Origin of the sequence: Tepidibacter aestuarii (genome assembly GCF_934924865.1) — a bacterium.
In the GTDB taxonomy this organism is placed as follows: Bacteria; Bacillota; Clostridia; order Peptostreptococcales; family Peptostreptococcaceae; genus Tepidibacter_A; species Tepidibacter_A aestuarii.
Genome location: NZ_OW235315.1, coordinates 1,195,368 through 1,218,903 on the forward strand (window position 1 = coordinate 1,195,368; position 23,536 = coordinate 1,218,903).

The following is a 23,536-nucleotide window of genomic DNA, read 5'->3' on the forward strand; positions in this document are numbered from 1 at the left end:
ATATGGTTTTATCAAAATGAAAATAGATATTGGAATATTTATACATGAAAAAGCTATTAAACTGTGCAAAACACAGTTAAATAGCTTTTTTTGGTGAGAAAATAAAAAATATCTTGCGTTATCAAATTGATAATGTTAGAATGTAATTATCAATTTGATAAGAACATAAATTTAAAGGAGGATTCAAAATGAAATTTAACAAAAAAGGAATTATACTGGCATTGACAATATTTATTTTATTAGTAGGAGTTGTAGGATGTTCTTCAAAAACTGTAGATGAAACAGACAAAAATGTAATAAAAGTTGGAACATCTGGAGGATATCACCCTTATACATTTAAAAATGATAAAGGAGAATTAGATGGTTTTGAAATAGATGTATGGAATGAAATTAGTAGTAGAATAGGATATGAAGTTGAATATGTAACATCTGAATTTAGTGGATTATTTGGAATGATTGACATTAAAAAAATCGATACAATAGCGAATCAAATAACTATAACAGAGCAAAGAAAACAAAAATATATATTCCCAACACCATATGTATATAGTGGAGCACAATTAATAGTTAAAAAAGGAAATGAAGATGTTAAATCGTTAGAGGATTTAAAAGGTAAAAAAGTAGGCGTGAGTCTTGGATCGAATTACGAACAAATTATAAGAGAGTTTGATGTAAATAACGAGATTGAAGTAGTTACTTATGAAGACTTTTTAGGCTCACTTCAAGATGTAGCACTTGGAAGAATAGATGCAGTTTTAAATGATAAGTTAGCAGCTATGACAAATGTTCAAAAATCAGGACTAGATATTCAATTAGGTGGGAATCCTATAAGTAAAATAGAGAATGCATTCCCATTTGTTGATAATGAAGAGAATAAAGAACTAGTAGATAAAGTAAGTAAAGCAGTTGAAGATATGAGAAGTGATGGAACTTTAGAAAAAATATCTAAGAAGTGGTTTGAAATAGACATTACTAAAGAATAGAAGATGGTGGATTAAATGAGTATTAATTTTTCGATAGAGTATTTTATAAGTAGGTTTCCAGAATTTATTAAGTTTTTACCTATTACATTAAGCCTAGCACTAATATCAATATTTATTGGATTAGTGCTAGGAACCAGTATAGCTTTGATTAGAACGTATAAAATAAGAATATTGTACCCTTTATCTAATATATATGTTTCCTTTTTTAGAGGCACACCACTGCTTGTACAGTTATTCATATTTTATTATGGACTTCCACAAGTTATTCCTTCATTAGGTGGAATAAATGCATACACAGCAGCTTTTGTAACTTTGAGTGTTAATAGTTCTGCTTATATGTCAGAAATTATTAGAGCAGCTATTAATTCTGTAGATAAAGGGCAGATGGAAGCCGCTTTATCAGTTGGAATGACATATTTTCAAGGAATGACAAAAATAGTTCTTCCTCAAGCTGCAAGAATTGCCATACCATCTTTAGGAAACACTTTCATAAGCCTTATGAAGGAAACTTCATTAGCTTTTGTATTGGGAGTTTCAGAGATGCTTGCAGCAGCTAAGATGGGTTCAGCAGCAAGTTATAGATTCTTTGAAAATTATTTGGCAGTAGGAATAATATACTGGGTAATTACCATTTTATTTACTTATATTGTAGATAAATTAGAAAGAAATATGTCTAAGGCATATTAGGAGTGAAGAAATGATAAATATAAAAGGAATTGATAAAAAGTTCGACAATACACATGTTTTGAAAGGTATAGATTTAAATGTTAAAAAAGGAGAGGTTGTAGTTATTATAGGACCTTCTGGATCAGGTAAATCAACATTTCTAAGATGTATAAACTATTTAGAAAAACCAGAGAGTGGAATAATAAACATTGATGATATAACTATAGATGCAGCTAATCCGTTTAAAAAAGATATAAATAATTTAAGAAAATCAACTGCAATGGTTTTTCAAAATTATAATTTATTTAAAAATAAAACAGCACTTGAAAATATTACTCAGTCTTTAATAGTAAACAAGAAAATGAGTAAAGAAGAAGCAAGTGCTTTAGGATCAGATATATTAAATCAAGTTGGACTTTCTGATAAAATGAATAATTACCCATCTGCATTATCGGGAGGTCAGCAACAAAGAGTTGGTATTGCTAGAGCCATGGCATTAAATCCTAAGGTTATATTATTTGATGAGCCAACATCCGCACTTGATCCTGAGCTTGTGGGAGAAGTACTGAATGTTATCAGAAATTTAGCCAAAAAAGATATGACTATGATTATAGTTACTCATGAAATGGGATTTGCAAAAGAAGTTGCAAACAGAGTTATATTCATGGATAATGGAAACATAATAGAAGAAGGACATCCTGATGAAATCTTTAATAATCCAAAACATGAAAGAACTAAAAGATTTTTAAAACAAATAATAAATAAGTAAGTATAGTAAAAGGGCTGTCTTGATCTAGAATAATTTCTAGATCAAGACAGCCCTTTTACTATTTATAATATTGAATAGAGAATGAAAGGTATTAATCATTTACATATTTATACAAGAATGTAATTTGAAGTCGTTAATTATGATAAAATATACATTATATCAAACTAATTAAAAAAATAGCAATTGAGTAGGAGGAGTATATGGGAAATAAAGTATTTGAAGGTTGGACCGATAGTTATTTTATAAAAGATAATGTAAAAAGTAAAAATATTATTGCTGGAGATTATTCTTACTATTCAGGATATTATCATGATAAACATTTTGAAGATATTTGTATAAGATATCTTCATCCAGATAGAGTTGATGTTGATAAATTAATAATTGGCAAGTTCTGTTCTATTGCTTCAGGAGTGGTATTTATTATGGCTGGAAATCAAGGACACAGACAAGATTGGATTAGTACATATCCATTTTACTATTTTGATGAATTTCAGGATGTAAATCCTAACGATGGAATTAAGTTTTCTGGAGATACCATCATAGGAAATGATGTGTGGGTTGGAACGGAGGCAATTATAATGCCCGGAGTAAAAATAGGAGATGGAGCAATAATCGGAGCTAGAGCTATAGTTACAAAAGATGTAGATCCGTATACTGTGGTAGGTGGTAATCCAGCAAAAGTTATAAAAAAAAGATTTACTGATGAAGAAATCAGAATGCTTATAGAAATTGAATGGTGGAATTGGGATGTTAAAAAGATTAAAGAGTACATGCCTTTGATTACAAGCAATAATATAAAAATTATTTATGATATTTCGAATATATAGATAATCCATGAAATATTATCTCAAGAATTAAAAAAGTATATACATTTGTAATGAAGAGTTTTGAACTCTTGAATATTAATTTGAAGGAGAAAACTATATGATAAAAATAGATTTTTATGAAATTGGAAAGGTAGAAGATGAAAAGTTAGAATTTGCAGTTATAGTGGCAGAGTTTAAAAATGAATATATATTTGTTAAACATAAAGATAGAGGCACTTGGGAGTTACCAGGAGGGCATAGGGAATTAGGTGAAAGCATAGATGAAGCAGGATCAAGAGAGCTATTTGAGGAAACAGGAGCGAAAGAATATAGTATCATGGGTGTATATGATTATTCAGTAACAATGGATAATAAAACCAGGTTTGGAAGATTGTTTTATGTAAAAATAGAAAAGCTTGATGAATTACCAAAATTTGAAATAAAAGAAATCGGAATATTTAAAGAAATTCCAGATGCTTTAACATATGCTCAGATTCAACCTAAGCTGTATGAGAAGGTATTAGGCTTAAAAAATATATAAAATACGCATTTGCTTAATTTAAATAAAGGAGAAAATAAATATGAATGAAAATTTTAGATTATCAGATTTATTTCTAAATGTAGAGGAAGAAGAAAAAGAAACTTGGAAGATAGAGAATGATAATACAGCTGACTGGGCCTTAGATAAGATAAAAGAAGCTAGAGAAGAATATGAAAGATTTGAAAGAGTGGCTTCAAATAAGATAAATGAAATACAATCAGCTTTAGAAAAAGAAAGAAAGAAGATGGAAAGTGAAACAAGCTTTTTTGAAGCTAAATTAAGAGAATATATTGAAACTGTCAAAATGAAAGAGACTAAGACTCAAAAAACATATTCTTTACCTGCTGGAAAGATAATAATAAAAAAAGATAAACAAGATTTTAAAATAGACAAGGAAAAAGTAATTGAAAGTATAAAGAACTTAGATGGATATGAAGAGTATATAAAAATAAAAGAAGATATAGCGTGGTCAGATTTAAAGAAAAATTTATTTATAAATGAAGGGTGTATAATTAACAAAACTACTGGAGAGGTGCTTGAAGTTGAAGGGCTATATGTGGATATTAAGCCCGGAAAATTTGAAATTAAATTCTAATAATATATTTAGATTATTAAAGCGCTCTAAATAAGAGTGCTTTTTATGTTTTTATGTTAATGAATATATGGTAAAATATAGTAAAATCATATAAGGAGGAAGATTTTTGTATAGGGAATATAGTATAGGAAATAAGAAGAAAAAAATAATATTAATTGTATTTTCTATTGTAGTTACAATTTTGATATTTCTCACTATAAAAAATATTTTTGTATTTTATAAAGAAGCTATTGTAGAAATTGGTGATAATGAGAACAATTTATTAAAATATATGACTCACAATAATGGTGAAGAAGGAATAATAACATATTTTATTTATGCGTTTTTACTTATAATAGTAAGTTATCAGTATTTTCTCCAAAATATAGGCATGATTATTGATGATAATTCTATTAAGTTGTATTCAATACATACGAAAAAGCCTTCAAAAGAAATATTTTGGAGTCAAATTAAATCTCTACAAATAGGTAACGTATATATGGGAAGAAGAGATACAAGTTATTGTATGAAGATTAGATACTTAGATGATATTGAAAAAATAGCATATGAAAATTGATTATAATTATTATTCATGGATGACTAACAAAATATGAATTTAAAAAATAGTTTGACGAAAGATTATTTTGACTGTACAATTAGTTTGTTATCAAACTCTTTTAATAATTAGATATAATTTGAATACATATTTCACATTATAATTACAATAAATATCGATTTAACGACATAATTCTATAATAAATTTGAGCTATTCATGTTCTAAAAGATATTACTAATATATATATATATATATATACTAAAAATCATTATATTAATAGAATGATCTTTAAAAAAACTTACCTACATAGAGGTGTATTGAATAGGAGGAAAATAAAATTGCAACTTTTTGAAATCCCAAGTAAAGTATTTTTTGGAGAAGGCTCGCTAAAGAAAATTAAAGATATAATATCAGAACATCAGGTATCTAAGATGTTGTTGATTTGTGATAAAAGAGTTAAGCAAGTAGGTATCGTAGATTTAGTTTTAGAACATATTAATACTGAAAATGTTGATGTACTAGTATTTGATGGTGTTATAGAAAATCCTACAGACACAATGGTTAAAGAGTGTGTGCAAGAATATAAAGAAAAAGATATAGATTTAATTATTGCAGTAGGTGGAGGTAGTGCTATAGATTCATCTAAAGCGATAAATATCTTATTATCAAACCAAGGAAATATACGTGATTATGAAGGATTTAATCTTGTGAAAAATCCTGGACTTCCTTTAATTGCTATACCTACAACTGCTGGATCAGCTAGTGAGGTAACTAATTTTGCAGTTATAACTGATACTCATAGGAAGATTAAAATGGTAATAGGAGGTAAAAACATTAATGCAGATTATGCTATAGTGGATAGTAAATTAACTATAGGATTACCGCCTAGTATTACAGCTACTACAGGAATGGCAGCTTTAACACATGCTATTGAAGCTTATGTATCGAAGTTTTCTAATGAATTTACAAACATTAATGCTTTAAGATCCATTGAGCTTATTTCTAATAATATTGAAGAAGCTGTTGAAAATAGTACTAATTTAGCTTCTAGAGAAAATATGATGAATGGAAGTCTCTTAGCGGGATTTGCTTGTAACTGCGCTTTATTAGGGCTTGTGCACGGTATAGGACATCCGTTAGGAGCATATTTTAACATAGCTCATGGAGTAGCTAGTGCTATTATGTTACCCTTTGTTGTAGAATACAATGCCCCTTATATGAAGGATAAGCTAAATAAAATAGGTCGTGCTATGAAAATTAAAGAAAGTCAAATTTCTGCTGATTCAGTTGTAGCTAAGATTCATGAACTTAATAGAAATATTGGGGTACCAAAGTTATCTGATATTGGGATTACAAAGGATGATTGTGATATTATAGCAAACGCTGCAATGGATGAAATTGGTCTGATTATGAATCCTAGAAAAGCCAAAATTGAAGATGTAAAAGAAATTTTGAGAAAAGCTTTAAAGTTATAATAAAAGAATATATAAATTTATAAAATTGATGTTTAAAGAAGAAAAGTTTAGGTATATATATACTAAACTATAATAAGTTCTATTAAGTATATTTTGAAACCCCTAATCAAAATATTTTTAAAATCCCCATGAAACTAGGTTTGAATTTTCAAACCTAGTTTTTCTTTCAGATAAAATAATGTTAATATATTTAGGAATATAGATTAAAGGATACTACTATTTTGACGTCCTACAAAAATCGACAAAGAATGATAAAATTTTTAAAGAAAGGGGGTTTGCACATGAAAAGAAATGTTTTAGCTTTAGTTTTGACTGTTTTATTATTTTCAATTGCTTCAGTTAATGTTTTGGCAGAACCTAGTGAATGGGCTAAAAATGAAATTGAAAAGGCAAAATCAGAAGAGCTACTTACTACTAATAGGTATGAAGATAGATACCAAAGTGATATGAATAGAGTTGAATTTGTAGAGCTTGCGGTGAGGTTATATGAATCTATTAATAATAAAAAAATAGAGCTTGAATCAAATAACATGAATATCTTTGTAGATACTAAAGATCAATATGCTTTAAAAGCAAAAAAGGTAGGAATAATAAATGGAGTATCAGAAAATGAATTTGCTCCTAATGATAGTCTTACTCGTGAACAATTTTGCACGATGGTTTATAGAATAACTAAGGATCATGAAGATGCTAATTCAGCGCATAGCTTCAGTCAAATGTATGAAGATGAGAAAGACATATCTAATTGGGCTTTTGAATCTGTAAAAGCTATGAACTACTATAAAATTATGAATGGATACAACAATCATTTATATCCTAAAGATAATGTTAGCATAGAAGAAGCCATAGCGCTTACTGTTAGATGTAATGATAAATTTAATTCAAGTAAACAAAATAATACTAAAGGTAAATATATTTATATAAATCAAAAGAGTATAAATATAGGTGACAGCAAAAATAGTGTTATTGAAAAATTTGGTCAACCAAATGACACACTTAAATCTTTAAATTTTGGGGAGTGGTATGTTTACTTTAACCAAGATTACTCAAATCATTTTCAAATAGAAATTGTAGATGGTAGTGTATATTCAATACTTTCTAATTCAAATAATTTTGAAGCTTTTGGAGGGTATAAAATAGGGGTTACAAGCAATCAGGTAAATAGTGATAATTTTGATGAGTACAAGCGAGAAACTAAAGCAAATATCAACTTTTTATATGATAAAAATAATTCTAATAAGTTGGACACTATATATATAACTAAAGGACAAACTAGAATGTCAAATTCAGATCTTGAATATATATACTCTCAAGAAAAACAAAATTTTCACCTAGTTAATGGGTTAAGAAGTAGATATAATCTTTCACCTTTGAAGTATAATGATAACGTATCAGCTGTTGCAAGAAAGCATAGTACAGATATGGCTGTTAATAAATATTTTAATCATGTGAACCTAAATGGAGAAGATCCAGGAAAGAGGCTTACTAATAACAATCTTATTTGGAGAACTTATGGAGAAAATATAGCAGCAGGCCAATCAGATAGTATAGCTGCATATTTTGTATGGGTTAATTCTGATGGTCATAGAAAAAACATGTTAAATACTAATTGTGAAGAAATGGGAGTAGGTATTAACTATAATTCTAATTCTCCTTATAGAGCTTATTATACTCAGTTATTCTATACATCTAGATAATAGACATGAAAAAGAGCATAAATAAAACAGTTGGGTTACCCAACTGTTTTATTTATTTCTAAATGCTAATTCTTCACTTAAAATTCTAGATATATTTTCAACTAATATGCTATTATCTTTAGGAGATACAGCTATCATATAATCAGAGAACAAGACGAGTATTGCCATTAACTTGTTCTTATTCAACTTAATCTACTCCTTTAAATAAATTGTTAGCAATTATGTTATACTATTAATTTACAACAAATGGGGTATAAAAAATCATTAAAAATGTTTTAAAATAATAATCAAGGGGTATGTATTAAATAAGCTAGCTAAGATGAACTTGGCAATCCTCTTTAGTGAAGTCATTTAATTATTCCACAAGGATAGATCAAAAATTGATCTATCCTCTTTTTTGTACATATAAGGTACTTGCTTTGGTAATAATATCCTAAATAAGATATATTAGAGGTGGGTAATTTGAATAAAAAATTTAAAAATTTTCAAGAAAAGAGAATGTATATATTCTCAGAAATTGTGAATAGATATTGGAATGATAAATTAAAGGATAAGGATGATTTAGAAAATTTAGCTTATGATATTAAAGAAAAGTATGGATTCGAAGAAAAGGATATGAACTTTATCAAAAATCATATAAGGGTAGCAATGGGACTTGATCCGAGCACTAATGAAAGATTTGAGGGTGAGATGAAAAACATAAAAGAAATAAAAAAGGTTAATAATCCTATAGTTACTAAAATAGATGGTGTTTGTGATTATTGTGAAAAGGATTGTAACTGTAAAGATACTTGTAAGTATGAATCTAATATATACAAAAGAACAAAAGGTCCTATTATAGAAAATAATAGATGCTTAGATTGTGGGGACTGTGTTAAGGAATGTGATTTTGGGGCTTTGGCAGATAAGATAGAGTTTGTTCCTTTAATTGATATGTTAAAAGATGAGAATACCAAGGTATATGCAACAGTTGCACCATCAATAACAGGCCAATTTGGAGATGTAACTATGGGTCAAATTAGAACAGCTTTAAAGCTTATGGGGTTTGAGGATATGATAGAGGTTGCATTATTTGCTGACATATTGACTATAAAAGAAGCTTTTGAATTTATTGAACTTGTTCAAGATGAAGAAGATTTTTATTTGACTAGTTGCTGTTGCCCTGTGTGGTTTAAACTAGTTCAAAAGAAATATCCTGAGTTATTTGAACATATGCCACCATCTATATCACCAATGATTGCGTCAGGAAGATTTCTCAAGAAGATTTATGAGGGTTCAAAGGTAGTATTTATAAGTCCTTGTATAGCAAAAAAAGCTGAGGCAAAAGAAGAAGAGTTAAGAGGTGATATTGATTTTGTACTGACGTTTAGGGAGCTTAAAGAGGTATTTGATACTCTTAATATAAATTTAAGCAGACTTGCAAATGATGAGAAGGATCAAGCATCGTTTGCCGGACGAGTATATGCAAGAACAGGAGGAGTAAGCTTTTCTGTTAAAAGTGTAGTCAACAGATTAAATCCTAAAAGACTTATAAAGTTAAAATCAAAAAAGGTAGATGGAGCTAAGGATTGTAATAAACTTTTAAGTGACCTGTCTAGTGATCAAAAGATAGATTATAACTTTGTAGAGGGTATGGGATGTAAAGGTGGGTGCGTTGGAGGACCTAGAACTAACATAGATGTAGCTAAAGCCACATCACTAGTTAATGAGTTTGGTGAGGATTCTTTAATAATGACTCCTTTTGATAATGAAAATGTAGTTAAGATATTAAGCCAATTTAAAGTTCATGATATAAATAAGATGATGCAAAATGAAGAAATAGTTAATATACTAAAAAGATAGTAGTTATTCAAGAATATAACAGGTAATATAAAGCAAAATCTTGGTAACTTTTAATATAAAAAATCATAATTTATAGAAAAAAGATTTTTTATAAAAGGAGCCAAAAGACTATGTATTACAACGATTATTATAAACCTTATAAACCTTATCACCCTCATCACCCTCATCACCCAAAAAAGGGAGGAAATAAAAAACATAAAAAATATAAGAATTGTATAGATAAATGCTATTACAAACATAAAAATAATCCTAGAAAATATATGAATTGTATATATAGATGTATGATGGAATATGGATATAGATGAGGAGATGAATAAAATATCTACGGAGTAGATAATTAAAAAGGGATTCTATTTAGAATCCCTTTTTAATATGCTTTTTCAAAGTGTTCTATATGGTTTGCAAGTTTTATTATAAGAAGATGTACATTTTCAATACTGTAAATATCATTATCTAACCAATATTCAGGAGTATTTATAACATTGCAACCGGCAAGATATATAATTCCATCTTCAAATGTAGATTTATTAGTATACTTAATAATTAATTCTTCGAAATATTTTATTTCATATGAAGAATTATCTATCCAATAATAAGGAGAGTTTATTACTCCATAATCATAAAGAGTATAAACAGAATCTGCAAATTCAAAATGCTCTATATTATCGGAGATCTTTATAATAAACAGCTGAATATTTTCAATACTATAAGTATTATTATTTAGCCAGTAATTAGGTGAATCTATAATATTACATTGAGCTAGATGAATAATGGCTTCATCAAAATTATCTTTGCCAGTATATTTAATCACTAATTCTTCAAAGTACGGTATCTCATATGAATTACTTTCTATCCAGTAAGATGGAATATTTATAAACCCATACTCACAAAGCTTATTAATTGCATCTATATATTCTGTATTATTTTTATAAGGATGATTTATATATTCGCAAAAAGCTTTTATAACTTGTTCGGCATATATTTTCCAATCTTTAAGTAATTTTTCTCTATCATTTTGACTATCTATAAAGCAGTACTCAACTATGTTGGTTATGCAAGACCCTGTATTTCTGTGCATGAAATAGTAATCTTGACCTGAATACTGAGTACTTTTTTTTGAATAAACTCTTCTAGGATATAGTCCAGACTCTACTAATTTATTGAATATTTCATAAGCTAATTTTCCATCATTGTGTATGGAATGAATAACCTCACAACCCTTTCTACCACCTGTATTTATATGATTGCTTATGCAATAAACTGCGTTAGACTCCATAACTATTTTAGCTCTTTCGTTTGGATTAAGGTATATATCAGAGTATCTAGTTATAGTCGCATTAATTCCAATCTCTTCAAATCTTTTAAGTTGATACAAGCTTATATCAAGTACAATATTTTTTTCATAAATATCTTGATAAGAACAACCAGGGTCAACATCTCCATGGCCAGGGTCTATAATTATTAATGGATTACTCATTTTAATCACCTCTTTATATAAGTTTATTCGAAAGCTAAAAGTTCTAAAACTCTATTCTCTTAAGGATAGAGATAAGACCTTAACAGCTTTTAGATTAGCTTAACTAAAAATCCAGCTGGAGCAAAAACTCCACTTGAATTAAGTTTTGTTTTATTTAATATATGTATATGTTTAAATACTTAAATATAGTTTACCAAAAGTATTGAAAAAAAATTAACGAAATCCGGCGGAAACTAAAAAACTTATAAAAAAATACAAAGTTGTTTGTAAAGATTAATCATGATTAGAAACATAAAAAATGTTGTATTTTGAATCTATTGAAGCATGTTTTTGAGTGACAAAAATACATAATATTTTTTTGGAGAAAAAATATCAAAAAAACATGAAATCAAAAAAATAACAATGCTAGAAAAACGAAATAAATGGTGTTAATATTGAATTAAGAAAAGTAAATTTTTAAAAAAAGAGGTGTAAGAAATGCAAAAAAGAGAATTAGTTTATGGTAAAAGAAGAAACCTTATTAGTGAAGTAATTGCTAGTTTAGGTAAGGGCATTAAGGGGCAAATAAAATCATCATCTCCACAGTTTAGTATAGTGGAAAGTATAGGAATGTTAGGATTTTGTTCTATTGTATTTAGTTTGATGAATATGGTTTTTTTAGCTAATCTTTCTTCGAATAATATCATAAATAACATATATAGCTTGACAGAAAATTTTGATTTATCGAAAGGGGTTAGTGTATTTAACTTATCTAACTGGACAAATGTATTTGTAATTGGATCAAAAGCTATATTCATCGAAAGTTTAATGATAATAAGTTTTATAGCTTTAATAAACTTATTATCTAATAAAAAGGTAGATTTTAAGAATCTAATAGTTTCAATAAATATATCGTACATTGTACCTATTGCTTATATATCTTTAGGAATAGTTGCATCAGCTGTATCAGTACAAATTAGTATGATATTATTTATAATAGCAAAGATTACTCAATATAAGTTACTTTATAACTATATTAAGAGTTTAACTGGATTATCTGTATTAAAAACTACTTGTGTATATCCAATGATAATAGTTGCAAGTGAGCTTATAACTGTAGCTTACTTTAAAGAAAGTATTTTTGCTTTAGTTAGTTCAATATTATAAGATTTAAAGATGTGTATGATTTTCATATGCATCTTTTTTTATACACTAAGGGATTATAAAAATTTTGTTCTCTGGATAATATTGATGTAAAAACTACTTATAAATAAATTTAACTTCAGACTGATACAATCTTTTATACAGCTTATACTCCGCCTGTACTTCTCTTGTTGTTATGAAAATATTAGTGAAAAATTCCCATAAAAACACCCATCCACCTATATATATTCCTTCGTGTAAAATATTAAGAAATACGTTTTGTATATCTTTAATAAAAAAATAACCCATACTAAGAAATGAAATAGAAAGAAATAAATACGATAAAGTTTTTTTGTTAAGATTGGATTTGCTCTTTACAAGTCTATCGAGTGCATAGCTGTAATAATTTTTATAGGCTGATAATAAAGCTACTTCTTTCTTTGGATCTTTTTTAGACTCAGGTAAATAAAGAATAATTTGGATATTGAAACTTAAAGGTATATCCTCTGATGAATTTACTACAAAATCATTAAATTCGTCTTCAATATCTCTTTTCTTAAAAGGTGAAGGGTCCCAATCATCATATACATCATCATAATCATCAAGAGACACTTGTATTAAATAAGTATTATTATTTTTATCATATTTATAGTGATTTTGAAAATATCTTTTTTTCCTCATTATATCACCTTTCATTTTTTTATTTGAACAAGTAAATTATTTCTGCCCTTTTGTATAATATAACCTTAATTTATTTTATGCACATTATAACACATTTATTTATCATAGTCCCCAAGTTTTGATAAATTATTTTTGTTTCCACTTTTACTTAAATAGCTGACATATTTACTTCTAACAACTTTATTAAATGCATTTTTTCAGTGGTTCATTTCTGATGATACTAAAATTTAAAACTTTATTTTTAAAAATATTGTTGACTCTCAGTATAATATCTGTTAGAATTCTTTTAAACAATTAATCAGAAAATAAAAAAAAATATAAACAATATGATATAGAGGCCGCGGTTGCAATTAGTACTGCATATGATAGATATATACAGGAAAGGTCCAACCGCCGAAATACATAGATGAATAAATCCTATGTATTGGGACTATGTTGAATAAACATAGTACTGTCTTTAGAAAATAGCCCAATTTTCTAAAGGAGGACTTATCATGTTGGGGCAAAAGGAATAGATGTTTTTGTATAAAACAGTATTTTAGTTTTGTATAAAGCAGTTATGAGTGCCTTTTGCTCATAACTGCTTTTTTATATACAAGGAATTATTACATTTAAAAATAAAAAATATAAACAATATGATATAGAGGCCGCGGTTGTAAAGAGTACAGCATATAAATGTTATAGATTGGAAAGGTCCAACCGCCGAAATACATAGAATTTATGTATTGGGACTATGTTGAATAAGCATAGTACTGTCTTTAGAAAATAGCCCAATTTTCTAAAGGAGGACTTATCATATTGGGGCAAAAGGAATTATTGTTTTTATATAAAATATACTTTGATTTTGTATAAAACAGTCATGAGTACCTTTTGCTCATGACTGTTTTTTTTATTTATAAAAAAGCATGAAAAATGAAAACATATATAAGAGAGGTGACGTTATAATGAAATTATTTGGAACAATGAATATAAATGATATGGGAAATTTTGAAATAGGAAATTGTGATGTAGTTGATTTAGCTAAAGAGTATGGAACTCCACTATATGTAGTAGATGAAGAGTTAGTTAGGGATAATTGCAAATTATTTAATAAAAGTTTTTCGTTGAAAGGAATTAATACTGAAGTAATATATGCTTCTAAAGCATTTTTAAATTTAGCTATATGTAAAATTATAAAAGCTGAAGGGTTATGTTTAGATGTTGTATCTGGTGGAGAACTATATACTGCGTTAAAAGCAAATTTTCCTCCAAATAAAATATATATGCATGGAAATAACAAAACAGAAGAAGAATTAACTTTAGCTATTAAATCAGGTGTAGGTAGAATAATAGTAGATAATAGACAAGAATTAGACTTATTAGAGAGCTTATGTGAAGAATTAGATAAAAAAATAGATGTATTATTAAGAGTAAATCCAGGAATAGAAGCATATACCCATGAGTATATTCAGACTTCTAAAAATGATTCAAAGTTTGGTGAATCAATATTTAGTGATGATATTCATTTTGTAATAAATAAATTTCAAATGAGTGATAGAGTCAATTTAAAGGGATTTCATTGTCATATAGGTTCTCAAATTTTTGAGGAGCAGTCATTTTATTCAAGTGTTTTAGCTATGTTTGAATTTATAAAAGAAATAAAAGATAAGAGTAATTTTACTACTGAAGAATTAAATTTAGGTGGAGGGTTTGGAGTACGCTATACTGATGAAGATGATCAAATTGATATAAAAAAGTGTCTTAATAATATGCTTTTACTAATAAAAGACGTAACACAAAAAATTGGTGTAAAAATTCCAAAGGTAATGATAGAACCAGGACGAGCAATAGTTGCTAATGCAGGAACTACACTTTATAAAATAGGAGGAACTAAAAAAACATATTCAGGTAAGGAGTATATATTTGTTGATGGAGGTATGACTGATAATCCAAGAACAGCTTTATATAATGCTAAGTATGAAGCTGTTGTTGCTAATAAAATGAATTTTGAACATGGAAAAACATATACTGTTGCAGGAAAATGTTGTGAATCTGGGGATATTATAATAAAAAATATTAAACTACCAAAAGTTCAAAGAAATGATGTATTAGCTGTTCTAAGCACAGGTGCATATAATTACAGCATGTCCAGCAATTACAATAGAATTTTAAAGCCGGCAGTAGTATTTGTTAAAGGTGGAGAATCAAGACTTGCTGTTAAAAGAGAAACGTATGAAGATCTTATTAGAAATGATATATTATTTTAAATATTAAAGGGGGCAATTAATATGGCTACAATAGTTCAGAAATACGGTGGAACTTCTGTAGGAAGTATAGATAGAATGAAAGATATTGCAAAAAGAGTGATAGATCAAAGAGAAAAAGGAAATGATGTAGTAGTTGTAGTTTCTGCTATGGGCAAAAGTACTGATAGACTTGTTGAAATGGCTAAAGAAATTTCACAAAATCCATGCAAGAGAGAGTTAGATATGCTTATGTCTACAGGAGAACAAGTGTCTATTTCATTACTATCAATGATATTTAAGGAACAAGGATACAATTCAATATCACTAACTGGTTTTCAAGCAGGAATAAAAACAGAAGGACTGCATACTAAAAATCGTGTTGCAGAAATTAATATTGATATTATAAAAAAACATTTAAAAGAGGGAAAAATAGTTGTTGTAGCGGGTTTTCAAGGTATAAACGAAAATGGTGATATAACTACTTTAGGAAGAGGCGGATCAGATACTACAGCGGTTGCTTTAGCTGCTAAACTTAATTGTACTTGCGAAATATATACTGATGTAGAGGGAATTTATGCTGTTGACCCTAGATCTTATTCGAATGCTAAAAAATTAGACTATATAAGTTATGAGGAGATGATGGAATTGTCAAGCTTAGGAGCTGGAGTAATGGAGACAAGAGCAGTTGAAATTGGATTTAAGTATAATATACCTATTTATGTAGCACTGAATAAAGGAAATAAAAGAGGAACTTATATAAAGGAGTATGATGAAAATATGGAGCAAAAAGTAATAACAGGTCTTACGACTACTGATGATGTTTTGATGATTACTATTAATAATGTTTTATATAATTGTAAAAATATAGCAACTATATTTGACAAATTATCACAAAGTAATGTTAATGTAGATATGATAAGTCAAACAGCACCTAATGATGGATATGTAAATGTTTCTTTTACAACATCTAAAGATGATATATATATTATTCATGATGTAATAAATGAATTGAAAAAAGAAATGAAAGATATAGAAATATCTGAGGAGGCTAGTATAACTAAGATATCTGTTGTTGGAATAGGCATGATGAATCAATCAGGAGTTGCAGCTAAGATGTTTAAAATATTTGCAGATAATGATATTGAATTTAAGCAAGTTACAACTTCTGAGATAAGCATATCTTATACTATAAATTCAAGTGACAAGGGAAAAGCAATAACTGTAATAGCAAAAGAATTTGATTTATAAAATAAAATTGTTACTTTTGAAAAGTAATATATTTTAATTTTAAAGTTATAAGTAATAGAAAATGATTTTATGGAATTAGAGGCTAATAGCCATAATTATATAGTTAAATAAAATTGTAAGAGGGGGAATAAAAATGAAAAAAGTAAATGTTGCTGTAGTTGGAGCTACTGGAATGGTAGGAAGAACATTTTTGAAAGTTTTAGAAGAAAGAGATTTTCCTATAGAAAATCTATATTTAATGGCATCAAAAAGATCAGCTGGCAATACTGTTAATTTTAAAGGAAAAGATTACATAATTGAAGAATTAAGTGAGAGTTCTTTTGATAAAGATATAGATATTGCTTTATTTTCTGCTGGAGGAGAACTTAGTAAAAAATATGCTCCAATAGCTAAAGAAAAAGGAGTGGTTGTAGTAGATAATAGTAGTGCTTGGAGAATGGATAAAGATATTCCACTAGTGGTTCCTGAAGTTAATCCGGAAGATGTCAAAAAACATAATGGAATAATAGCAAATCCTAACTGTTCAACTATTCAAGCGGTAGTACCTTTAAAAGCATTACATGATAAATTTAAAATCAAAAGAATAGTTTACTCAACATATCAAGCTGTTTCTGGATCTGGAGTCAGAGGCATTATGGATTTAGAAGAAGGCTTAAAAGGAAATGAAAATAAACTATACCCTCATCCTATAGCGTATAATGCTCTACCTCATATAGATGTATTTATGGATAATGGATATACAAAAGAAGAAATGAAAATGATAGATGAAACTAAGAAAATATTAAATGATTATGATCTTAAAATAACTGCTACAACAGTAAGAGTTCCAGTGTTATATAGTCATAGTGAATCTGTTAATGTAGAATTTGAAAAAGAATTTGAAGTTGAAGAAGTATTTAATACTTTGAAAAATACTGAAGGAGTAGTTGTTGTTGATAATCTAAAAGAAAATAAATATCCTCTAGCAACAGATGTTGAAGGAAAAGATGAAGTATATGTTGGAAGAATCAGAAGAGATTTTAGTGTAAACAATGGGATTAACATGTGGGTAGTTGCTGATAACATAAGAAAAGGTGCTGCAACTAATACAGTTCAAATAGCTGAGCTTTTAGTAAAATATAATTTAGTATAGAAAGGGTGATTTTAATGTTATTTAAAGGTTCTGGTGTTGCTTTAGTTACTCCTTTTAAAGATGGAAATATAGATTTTAACAAGTTAGAAGAAATTATTGAATACCATATAAAAGAAAAAACAGATGCTTTAATTGTATGTGGTACTACTGGTGAAGCATCTACAATGACTGATGAAGAACAATTAGCAACTATAAAATTTGTAGTTAAAAAAACAAATAAAAGAATTCCTATAATAGCAGGAACGGGATCAAATAGTACAACTCATTCAATACATTTAAGCAAAAAAGCTGAAGAGTATGGAGTTGATGGTCTTTTAGTTATAACTCCATACTATAATAAAGCTACTCAGAAGGGACTTATAGCCCACTTTGAAGCCATTGCAAATTCAGTAAATATACCTATTATAGTTTATAATGTACCAGGAAGAACAGGCGTTAATATAAATCCTTCAACACTTGCTCAAATTGCTAAAATTGAAAATATAGTAGCAGTTAAAGAAGCAAGCGGAGATATATCTCAAGTTGCTGAAATGGCAAGGGTTTGCCCAGAAGGTTTTGGAATATACTCTGGAAATGACGATATGATTCTACCTTTATTATCTTTAGGTGGAATTGGTGTGATTTCGGTAGTTGCTAATATATGTCCTAAAGATACTCATGATTTAGTAGCTAAATACTTTGATGGAGATATAGAAGGATCTAGAAAATTACAACTTGATATGAAAAGTTTAATAGATGCTTTATTTATAGAAGTAAACCCTATTCCTATTAAAACTGCTATGAATTTATTGGGATTTGAAATGGGAACTCTTAGACTTCCACTTGTTGAAATGAGTTCTGATAACTTAGAAGTACTAAAGAAAGAATTGATAAATTATGGATTTAAATTAGGAGGATCAAATGATTAAAGTTATAGTTAATGGTTCTCTTGGAAAAATGGGAAAAGTTTTGACAGATTTAATAATGGAAGATGATGATTTTGAATTAGTTGCAGGAGTATCTAAATACAAAAATGATAATATAAATTATCCTATATACTCTAATATAGTAGATGTAAAAGAAAAAGCAGATGTTGTTATTGATTTTTCAAAACCTGAAAGTTTAAAAGATTTAATATCTTATTCTAAAAGTACAAAAACTCCTTTAGTTATTGCTACTACTGGGTATAGTGATGAAGAGCTTAATATGATAGAAGAAACATCTAAAGAAGTTTCTGTATTCCACAGCTCTAATATGTCAATTGGAGTGAATTTAATATTAAAGCTGGTAGAAATTTCAGCTAAGGCTTTAACTAATTTTGATATAGAGATAATTGAAAAACATCATAATAAGAAAGTAGATGCTCCTAGTGGGACTGCTTTAATGATAGCTAGTGAAATACAAAAGGTTTTAAATAATGAATTTAATTATGGAAGACATGGTAAAAATGCGAAAAGAAAAGAAAATGAAATAGGAATACATGCAGTAAGAGGTGGAACTATAGCAGGAGACCACTCTGTAGTATTTGCTGGAAAAGATGAAATAGTAGAACTTAATCATATAGCTTTATCAAAAGAAATATTTGCACAAGGTTCACTAAAAGCAGCTAAATTTATTGTGAATAAAGAAAATGGATATTACAATATGAAGGATGTAGTAAGTTTGTAGATCATAAGACAATTAGGAGGTACTTTACAAATGATGAAATTGACAGACCCGTATGAAATAGCAAAATTTATAAAAAGTTCCACGAAGAAAACACCTGTAAAAGTTTATTTAAAAGGTAAAATAAACTTTCAAGGTTGTGAAAATGTAAAAATATTTGGAGATGATAATTCTTATATACTTATTGGAGAACATGATGTTGTAAAAAATATACTAGAAGATAATAAAGAAAATATAATAGAATATCATATGGAATTTGATAGAAGGAATTCAGCTATACCTATGTATAATTATTTATATGAAGAAGCTAGAATTGAGCCGGGTGCTGTTATAAGGGATATGGTTTCTATTGGAAAAAATGCAGTTATAATGATGGGAGCAGTTCTAAACATAGGAGCAGAAATCGGAGAAGGAACAATGATAGATATGAATGCTGTTGTAGGTGCAAGAGGAACTATAGGTAAAAATGTTCATCTTGGAGCTGGAGCTGTTGTTGCAGGAGTACTTGAGCCTCCTTCTGCAACTCCTGTTATTATAGGAGATGATGTAGTAATTGGAGCTAATGCAGTAATACTTGAAGGAGTAAAAATAGGTAAAGAAGCTGTTGTTGCAGCTGGTGCTGTTGTAACTAGTGATGTACCTGAAGGTGCAGTTGTAGCAGGATCTCCTGCTAAAATAGTAAAAATGAAAGATGATAAAACAAAAGAAAAAACAAAACTAATGGAAGATTTAAGAGGATAAAAATTTAATTTGCATCATTAAAAATAACCTTAGACTTAAATGTCTAAGGTTATTTTTATATTTAAGCAACAGAGCCTGTTAGGACTCGTTGGCGACATGAGCCATGCATTAGCATTAAGGAAAGTTTTGGTTTATGTAAAAAAATAGTTGTGCAAAATTTATTAAGGTGTTATAATATGAATAACAATTTAACGGTTTAGCGTGATAAAGTGATAAAGCGAAATTATGAAAGGGGTACTTAACATGAAGAATTTAGTTTTAGTAAAATCAAATTTAAATTTAAGACATCATCATAGATTTGAGGATTTGTAATAATGAGCTAAAAATAGTTCATAGATACAAGTCCTAGTTATGTTACAAAAAATATAGGATTTATATCTATGATGGTTTAATATAATTCTTCACAATATTAAAAAGCCATGTAGGTATATACCTATATGGCTTTTTAATATTCAATAAATTATAAAAAGGTAGGGATTATAATGGAATTTTTAAAAATTAAAGATGAAATAGATTATTCAAATAATAGATATAAAATAACAAGAGAAATAGAAGATATGTTTATAAATTATGGATGTATTAACATAGAACCTTCAGTTTTTGAAGACTATGATTCTTTTATTTCCGTTAACAAAAGAATAAAAAAAGAATCCATGGTAAAGGTTTTAAATGGGAATTCAAATATTTCGATTCTAAGACCCGATATTACAATGAATATAATAAAAAATTTAATTCCAAGATGGGAAAATGATTTAAAACTTAAGTTGTTTTACAATTCCACAATTTTCAGAAATAAGACTGATTCAAATATTAAAGAATTTAGACAAATGGGTATCGAATATATAGGAGAATCCTCTATAAAAGCAGATAGAGATGTAATTGGGTTAGCTTTAAATATCTTAAAAAAATATAACAATAGTTTTATTTTAGAAATTGGAAATAGCAAGTATATTGATGAATTATTGAAAATGATTGATTTAGAAGAAAGTACTGAAAAAGAACTAAAGAGTTTAATTTATAAAAAAAATAAGATTGAACTAATAGATTATGTGAAAAATTTAAATATAAAAAAAGAAATATGCGATTTATTATCTAATATTTTGGATTTTCAGGGAAGTATAGAAGAAATTGCAGAAAAAGCTGAGAAATTTTATATGAATGATGAAATGAAAAAATCTATAGACGAGCTTAAGGATTTGAAGGAGTTTATTAAAGAGTATGGATATTTAAAATATATACATTTTGATTTATCTATGGTAGCAGAGTTAGATTATTATGAAGGTATAGTATTTAAAGGTTATTACCCAAATTCATATAGAGAAATTATAAGTGGAGGAAGATATGATTCTTTAACAGAAGCATTTGGAGAAAACGTTCCAGCAATAGGGTTTTCAATAGATATAGATGAATTAATTAAAGTTTTCAATAAGAAAGGTGATGGAGAGTGGATTATATAACTATAGCTCTTTCGAAAGGAAGAATAGGAAAACAAGCTAATGATGTATTTAAAAAAATAGGATTAGGAGATTGTATAGATTTAGATTCTAGAAAGCTTATATTTAAAGATGAGAAAAATAAGATTAATTTTATATATGTTAAACCATCTGATGTGGTTACATATGTAGAAAAGGGGGTCACGGATTTAGGTATAGTAGGTAAGGATACAATTTTAGAAAGTGACACTAATGTATATGAGGTTTTTGATTTAGGATTTGGGAAATGTAAATTTTCAATAGCAGGTATAAAAGGTGAAACAGTATATAAGAACGAGGAAGTTTTAAAAGTTGCAACAAAATATCCTGGAATAGCTAAAAAATATTTTAAAGAAAGACAGCAAAGAATCGAGATAATAAAGCTTAATGGTTCTGTAGAATTAGCACCTTTAGTAGGACTTTCTGATGTGATTGTTGATTTGGTGGAAACAGGAAATACTTTAAAAGCTAATGGACTGGAGGTAATAGAAGATATGTTTGATATAAGTGCGAGATTAATATCTAATAGAGTAAGTTATAGATTTAAATTTGAGAGAATTCAAAATATTATTAAATCATTAAATGAAAATATGGAGGGATAATTATGATAAGAATAATAGATTCAATAAAAGATAGCGGTTTTTTAAAAAAACTTTTAGATAGAAGTCAATTTGAATTTGAAGAAGTAAACAAAGTAGTGGATGAAATTTTATTTAATGTAAGAAAAAGAAAAGATGAAGCTTTAAAAGAATATACATTAAAGTTTGACAAAGTGAAAATAAATGATTTTCTAGTATCTCAAGAAGAAATAGATAATGCATTTAAAAATATAGCAGGTGATTTAAAAAATGATCTTTTAAAGGCCAAGGAAAATATTGAAAAATACCACACTAAGCAGTTAAAAACATCTTATACATTACATGATGGAGAAGACATAATTTTAGGGCAAATTATAAGACCTATAGAGACTGTTGGTATATATGTTCCGGGTGGAAGTGCAGCATATCCATCTACTGTTTTAATGAATGCAGTACCTGCAAAAATAGCTGGAGTTAAGGAAATAGTTATGATAACTCCTCCGAACAAAGAAGGTAAGGTAAAGGATTCTATTCTTGTAGCAGCATCTATAGCTGGAGTAGATAAGATATACAAGGTAGGAGGAGCACAGGGAATAGGGGCACTTACTTTTGGAACAGAAAGTGTACCTAAGGTATCTAAAATAGTTGGTCCTGGAAATATATATGTTGCCATGGCTAAAAAGAAAGTCTCAGGATATGTAGGAATAGATATGATTGCAGGACCTAGTGAGATTTTGATAATCGCAGATGAATATGCAAATCCAAAATATATAGCTGCTGATTTAATATCTCAAGCAGAGCACGATGAAATGGCAGCATCAATACTTGTTACAGATTCCATAAAAATAGCGAAAAAAGTAGAAGAAGAATTAAAAATACAAGTTGAAATGCTTGAAAGAAAAGAAATAATAAAGAAATCTCTTAAAAATTATGGAGCAATAATAATAACAAATTCTATTAATGAATCAATAAAAATAGCCAATGAAGTAGCACCAGAACATTTAGAAATACTTACAAGAAATCCTTTTGACTTATATAAACAAGTAAAAAATGCTGGCGCAATATTTCTTGGAGAATTCTCTCCAGAACCATTAGGAGATTATTTTGCAGGACCAAATCATACGTTGCCTACTAGTTCAACTTCTAAATTTGCTTCACCTTTAGGTGTTGAAGATTTCTTAAAGAAAACTTCATTGATATACTACAGCAAAGAGGCTTTAATGAAATCAAAAGATTCTATTATAAGAATTGCGGAGGATGAGGGATTAACGGCACATGCCAATTCCATAAAAGTCAGATTTGAATAG

The 23,536-nt window shown here is 28.0% G+C and carries 23 protein-coding genes and 2 riboswitches; of the genes, 20 read left to right on the forward strand and 3 right to left on the reverse strand.

What is annotated here, in order from left to right:
• Positions 1–188 precede the first annotated feature (188 nt).
• The 9 genes from M2214_RS05775 (at position 189) to M2214_RS05815 (ending at position 8,067) form a co-directional block, all read left to right on the forward strand.
• Positions 189–983 (forward strand): amino acid ABC transporter substrate-binding protein, encoded by a 795-nt coding sequence (locus M2214_RS05775; RefSeq protein ID WP_248483704.1) that lies wholly within the window; start codon positions 189–191, stop codon positions 981–983.
• A 15-nt stretch (positions 984–998) separates the two neighbouring features.
• Entirely contained in the window at positions 999–1,670 is a 672-nt protein-coding gene (locus M2214_RS05780; RefSeq protein ID WP_248483706.1) for an amino acid ABC transporter permease, read from the forward strand.
• A gap of 10 nt (positions 1,671–1,680) precedes the next feature.
• Complete coding sequence (locus M2214_RS05785) at positions 1,681–2,418, forward strand: amino acid ABC transporter ATP-binding protein (RefSeq protein ID WP_248483708.1); 738 nt, start codon at positions 1,681–1,683, stop codon at positions 2,416–2,418.
• Between the two features lie 200 nt (positions 2,419–2,618).
• Positions 2,619–3,245, forward strand: a complete 627-nt coding sequence (locus tag M2214_RS05790; RefSeq protein WP_248483710.1) for a CatB-related O-acetyltransferase — start codon at positions 2,619–2,621, stop codon at positions 3,243–3,245.
• Positions 3,246–3,342: 97 nt separating this feature from the next.
• Positions 3,343–3,765: an NUDIX hydrolase gene (locus M2214_RS05795; RefSeq protein WP_248483712.1), complete on the forward strand. Its 423-nt coding sequence runs from the start codon at positions 3,343–3,345 to the stop codon at positions 3,763–3,765.
• Between the two features lie 40 nt (positions 3,766–3,805).
• Entirely contained in the window at positions 3,806–4,360 is a 555-nt protein-coding gene (locus M2214_RS05800) for a host-nuclease inhibitor Gam family protein (RefSeq protein ID WP_248483714.1), read from the forward strand.
• Between the two features lie 106 nt (positions 4,361–4,466).
• Positions 4,467–4,916, forward strand: a complete 450-nt coding sequence (locus M2214_RS05805; protein WP_248483716.1) for a hypothetical protein — start codon at positions 4,467–4,469, stop codon at positions 4,914–4,916.
• A gap of 317 nt (positions 4,917–5,233) precedes the next feature.
• Positions 5,234–6,370 carry an iron-containing alcohol dehydrogenase family protein gene (locus M2214_RS05810; protein WP_248483718.1) on the forward strand — a complete coding sequence of 379 codons (1,137 nt, stop codon included), beginning with the start codon at positions 5,234–5,236 and terminating at the stop codon, positions 6,368–6,370.
• Positions 6,371–6,651: 281 nt separating this feature from the next.
• Entirely contained in the window at positions 6,652–8,067 is a 1,416-nt protein-coding gene (locus M2214_RS05815) for a CAP domain-containing protein (protein WP_248483720.1), read from the forward strand.
• Positions 8,068–8,115: 48 nt separating this feature from the next.
• Here M2214_RS05815 and M2214_RS05820 read toward each other — a convergent pair whose 3' ends face one another.
• Positions 8,116–8,253, reverse strand: coding sequence for a hypothetical protein (locus M2214_RS05820; protein ID WP_248483722.1), 138 nt, complete (start codon positions 8,251–8,253; stop codon positions 8,116–8,118).
• A gap of 276 nt (positions 8,254–8,529) precedes the next feature.
• Here M2214_RS05820 and M2214_RS05825 point away from each other — a divergent pair, with 276 nt between their 5' ends.
• Complete coding sequence (locus M2214_RS05825) at positions 8,530–9,909, forward strand: [Fe-Fe] hydrogenase large subunit C-terminal domain-containing protein (RefSeq protein WP_248483723.1); 1,380 nt, start codon at positions 8,530–8,532, stop codon at positions 9,907–9,909.
• Positions 9,910–10,276: 367 nt separating this feature from the next.
• Here M2214_RS05825 and M2214_RS05830 read toward each other — a convergent pair whose 3' ends face one another.
• The gene (locus M2214_RS05830) at positions 10,277–11,386 is read right to left on the reverse strand and encodes an N-acetylmuramoyl-L-alanine amidase family protein (RefSeq protein ID WP_248483725.1); all 1,110 of its coding nucleotides are present in this window, start codon (positions 11,384–11,386) and stop codon (positions 10,277–10,279) included.
• A gap of 477 nt (positions 11,387–11,863) precedes the next feature.
• On the opposite strand from M2214_RS05830, the gene M2214_RS05835 reads away from it, so the two are divergent.
• On the forward strand, positions 11,864–12,532 hold the full coding sequence (locus tag M2214_RS05835; protein ID WP_248483727.1) for a hypothetical protein: 669 nt from the start codon (positions 11,864–11,866) through the stop codon (positions 12,530–12,532).
• Positions 12,533–12,625: 93 nt separating this feature from the next.
• On the opposite strand, the gene M2214_RS05840 is transcribed toward M2214_RS05835, so the two are convergent.
• Entirely contained in the window at positions 12,626–13,204 is a 579-nt protein-coding gene (locus M2214_RS05840; RefSeq protein WP_248483729.1) for a hypothetical protein, read from the reverse strand.
• 309 nt (positions 13,205–13,513) lie between these two features.
• Positions 13,514–13,687, forward strand: a riboswitch (Lysine riboswitch).
• A gap of 135 nt (positions 13,688–13,822) precedes the next feature.
• Positions 13,823–13,988: riboswitch (Lysine riboswitch) on the forward strand.
• A 106-nt stretch (positions 13,989–14,094) separates the two neighbouring features.
• On the opposite strand from M2214_RS05840, the gene lysA reads away from it, so the two are divergent.
• The 9 genes from lysA (at position 14,095) to hisD (ending at position 23,536) form a co-directional block, all read left to right on the forward strand.
• Complete coding sequence (gene lysA / locus M2214_RS05845) at positions 14,095–15,435, forward strand: diaminopimelate decarboxylase (RefSeq protein WP_330651560.1); 1,341 nt, start codon at positions 14,095–14,097, stop codon at positions 15,433–15,435.
• Between the two features lie 21 nt (positions 15,436–15,456).
• Positions 15,457–16,662 (forward strand): aspartate kinase, encoded by a 1,206-nt coding sequence (locus M2214_RS05850; RefSeq protein WP_248483730.1) that lies wholly within the window; start codon positions 15,457–15,459, stop codon positions 16,660–16,662.
• A 133-nt stretch (positions 16,663–16,795) separates the two neighbouring features.
• Positions 16,796–17,794, forward strand: a complete 999-nt coding sequence (locus M2214_RS05855) for an aspartate-semialdehyde dehydrogenase (RefSeq protein ID WP_248483732.1) — start codon at positions 16,796–16,798, stop codon at positions 17,792–17,794.
• Positions 17,795–17,808: 14 nt separating this feature from the next.
• On the forward strand, positions 17,809–18,702 hold the full coding sequence (dapA, locus tag M2214_RS05860; RefSeq protein WP_248483734.1) for a 4-hydroxy-tetrahydrodipicolinate synthase: 894 nt from the start codon (positions 17,809–17,811) through the stop codon (positions 18,700–18,702).
• The gene (gene dapB, locus M2214_RS05865) at positions 18,695–19,441 is read left to right on the forward strand and encodes a 4-hydroxy-tetrahydrodipicolinate reductase (RefSeq protein ID WP_248483736.1); all 747 of its coding nucleotides are present in this window, start codon (positions 18,695–18,697) and stop codon (positions 19,439–19,441) included. The genes dapA and dapB overlap by 8 nt, the downstream gene beginning before the upstream one ends.
• Before the next feature lie 30 nt (positions 19,442–19,471).
• Positions 19,472–20,179: a 2,3,4,5-tetrahydropyridine-2,6-dicarboxylate N-acetyltransferase gene (gene dapD, locus M2214_RS05870; RefSeq protein WP_248483738.1), complete on the forward strand. Its 708-nt coding sequence runs from the start codon at positions 19,472–19,474 to the stop codon at positions 20,177–20,179.
• A 482-nt stretch (positions 20,180–20,661) separates the two neighbouring features.
• Complete coding sequence (locus M2214_RS05875) at positions 20,662–21,636, forward strand: ATP phosphoribosyltransferase regulatory subunit (RefSeq protein ID WP_248483740.1); 975 nt, start codon at positions 20,662–20,664, stop codon at positions 21,634–21,636.
• The gene (gene hisG / locus M2214_RS05880) at positions 21,624–22,253 is read left to right on the forward strand and encodes an ATP phosphoribosyltransferase (protein WP_248483742.1); all 630 of its coding nucleotides are present in this window, start codon (positions 21,624–21,626) and stop codon (positions 22,251–22,253) included. The genes M2214_RS05875 and hisG overlap by 13 nt, the downstream gene beginning before the upstream one ends.
• Before the next feature lie 2 nt (positions 22,254–22,255).
• Positions 22,256–23,536, forward strand: coding sequence for a histidinol dehydrogenase (hisD, locus tag M2214_RS05885; RefSeq protein WP_248483744.1), 1,281 nt, complete (start codon positions 22,256–22,258; stop codon positions 23,534–23,536).

What these genes read in the sequence shown, in the direction of transcription:
- M2214_RS05795 (WP_248483712.1), top strand. Translation starts at nt 3,343, where the DNA reads ATGATAAAAATAGATTTTTATGAAATTGGAAAGGTAGAAGATGAAAAG.
- lysA (WP_330651560.1), top strand. Translation starts at nt 14,095, where the DNA reads ATGAAAAATGAAAACATATATAAGAGAGGTGACGTTATAATGAAATTA.
- hisD (WP_248483744.1), top strand. Translation starts at nt 22,256, where the DNA reads ATGATAAGAATAATAGATTCAATAAAAGATAGCGGTTTTTTAAAAAAA.
- dapD (WP_248483738.1), top strand. Translation starts at nt 19,472, where the DNA reads ATGATGAAATTGACAGACCCGTATGAAATAGCAAAATTTATAAAAAGT.
- dapB (WP_248483736.1), top strand. Translation starts at nt 18,695, where the DNA reads ATGATTAAAGTTATAGTTAATGGTTCTCTTGGAAAAATGGGAAAAGTT.
- M2214_RS05835 (WP_248483727.1), top strand. Translation starts at nt 11,864, where the DNA reads ATGCAAAAAAGAGAATTAGTTTATGGTAAAAGAAGAAACCTTATTAGT.
- M2214_RS05830 (WP_248483725.1), bottom strand. Translation starts at nt 11,386, where the DNA reads ATGAGTAATCCATTAATAATTATAGACCCTGGCCATGGAGATGTTGAC.
- M2214_RS05875 (WP_248483740.1), top strand. Translation starts at nt 20,662, where the DNA reads ATGGAATTTTTAAAAATTAAAGATGAAATAGATTATTCAAATAATAGA.
- dapA (WP_248483734.1), top strand. Translation starts at nt 17,809, where the DNA reads ATGTTATTTAAAGGTTCTGGTGTTGCTTTAGTTACTCCTTTTAAAGAT.
- M2214_RS05775 (WP_248483704.1), top strand. Translation starts at nt 189, where the DNA reads ATGAAATTTAACAAAAAAGGAATTATACTGGCATTGACAATATTTATT.
- M2214_RS05785 (WP_248483708.1), top strand. Translation starts at nt 1,681, where the DNA reads ATGATAAATATAAAAGGAATTGATAAAAAGTTCGACAATACACATGTT.
- M2214_RS05780 (WP_248483706.1), top strand. Translation starts at nt 999, where the DNA reads ATGAGTATTAATTTTTCGATAGAGTATTTTATAAGTAGGTTTCCAGAA.
- M2214_RS05800 (WP_248483714.1), top strand. Translation starts at nt 3,806, where the DNA reads ATGAATGAAAATTTTAGATTATCAGATTTATTTCTAAATGTAGAGGAA.
- M2214_RS05855 (WP_248483732.1), top strand. Translation starts at nt 16,796, where the DNA reads ATGAAAAAAGTAAATGTTGCTGTAGTTGGAGCTACTGGAATGGTAGGA.
- M2214_RS05815 (WP_248483720.1), top strand. Translation starts at nt 6,652, where the DNA reads ATGAAAAGAAATGTTTTAGCTTTAGTTTTGACTGTTTTATTATTTTCA.
- M2214_RS05790 (WP_248483710.1), top strand. Translation starts at nt 2,619, where the DNA reads ATGGGAAATAAAGTATTTGAAGGTTGGACCGATAGTTATTTTATAAAA.
- M2214_RS05840 (WP_248483729.1), bottom strand. Translation starts at nt 13,204, where the DNA reads ATGAAAGGTGATATAATGAGGAAAAAAAGATATTTTCAAAATCACTAT.
- M2214_RS05850 (WP_248483730.1), top strand. Translation starts at nt 15,457, where the DNA reads ATGGCTACAATAGTTCAGAAATACGGTGGAACTTCTGTAGGAAGTATA.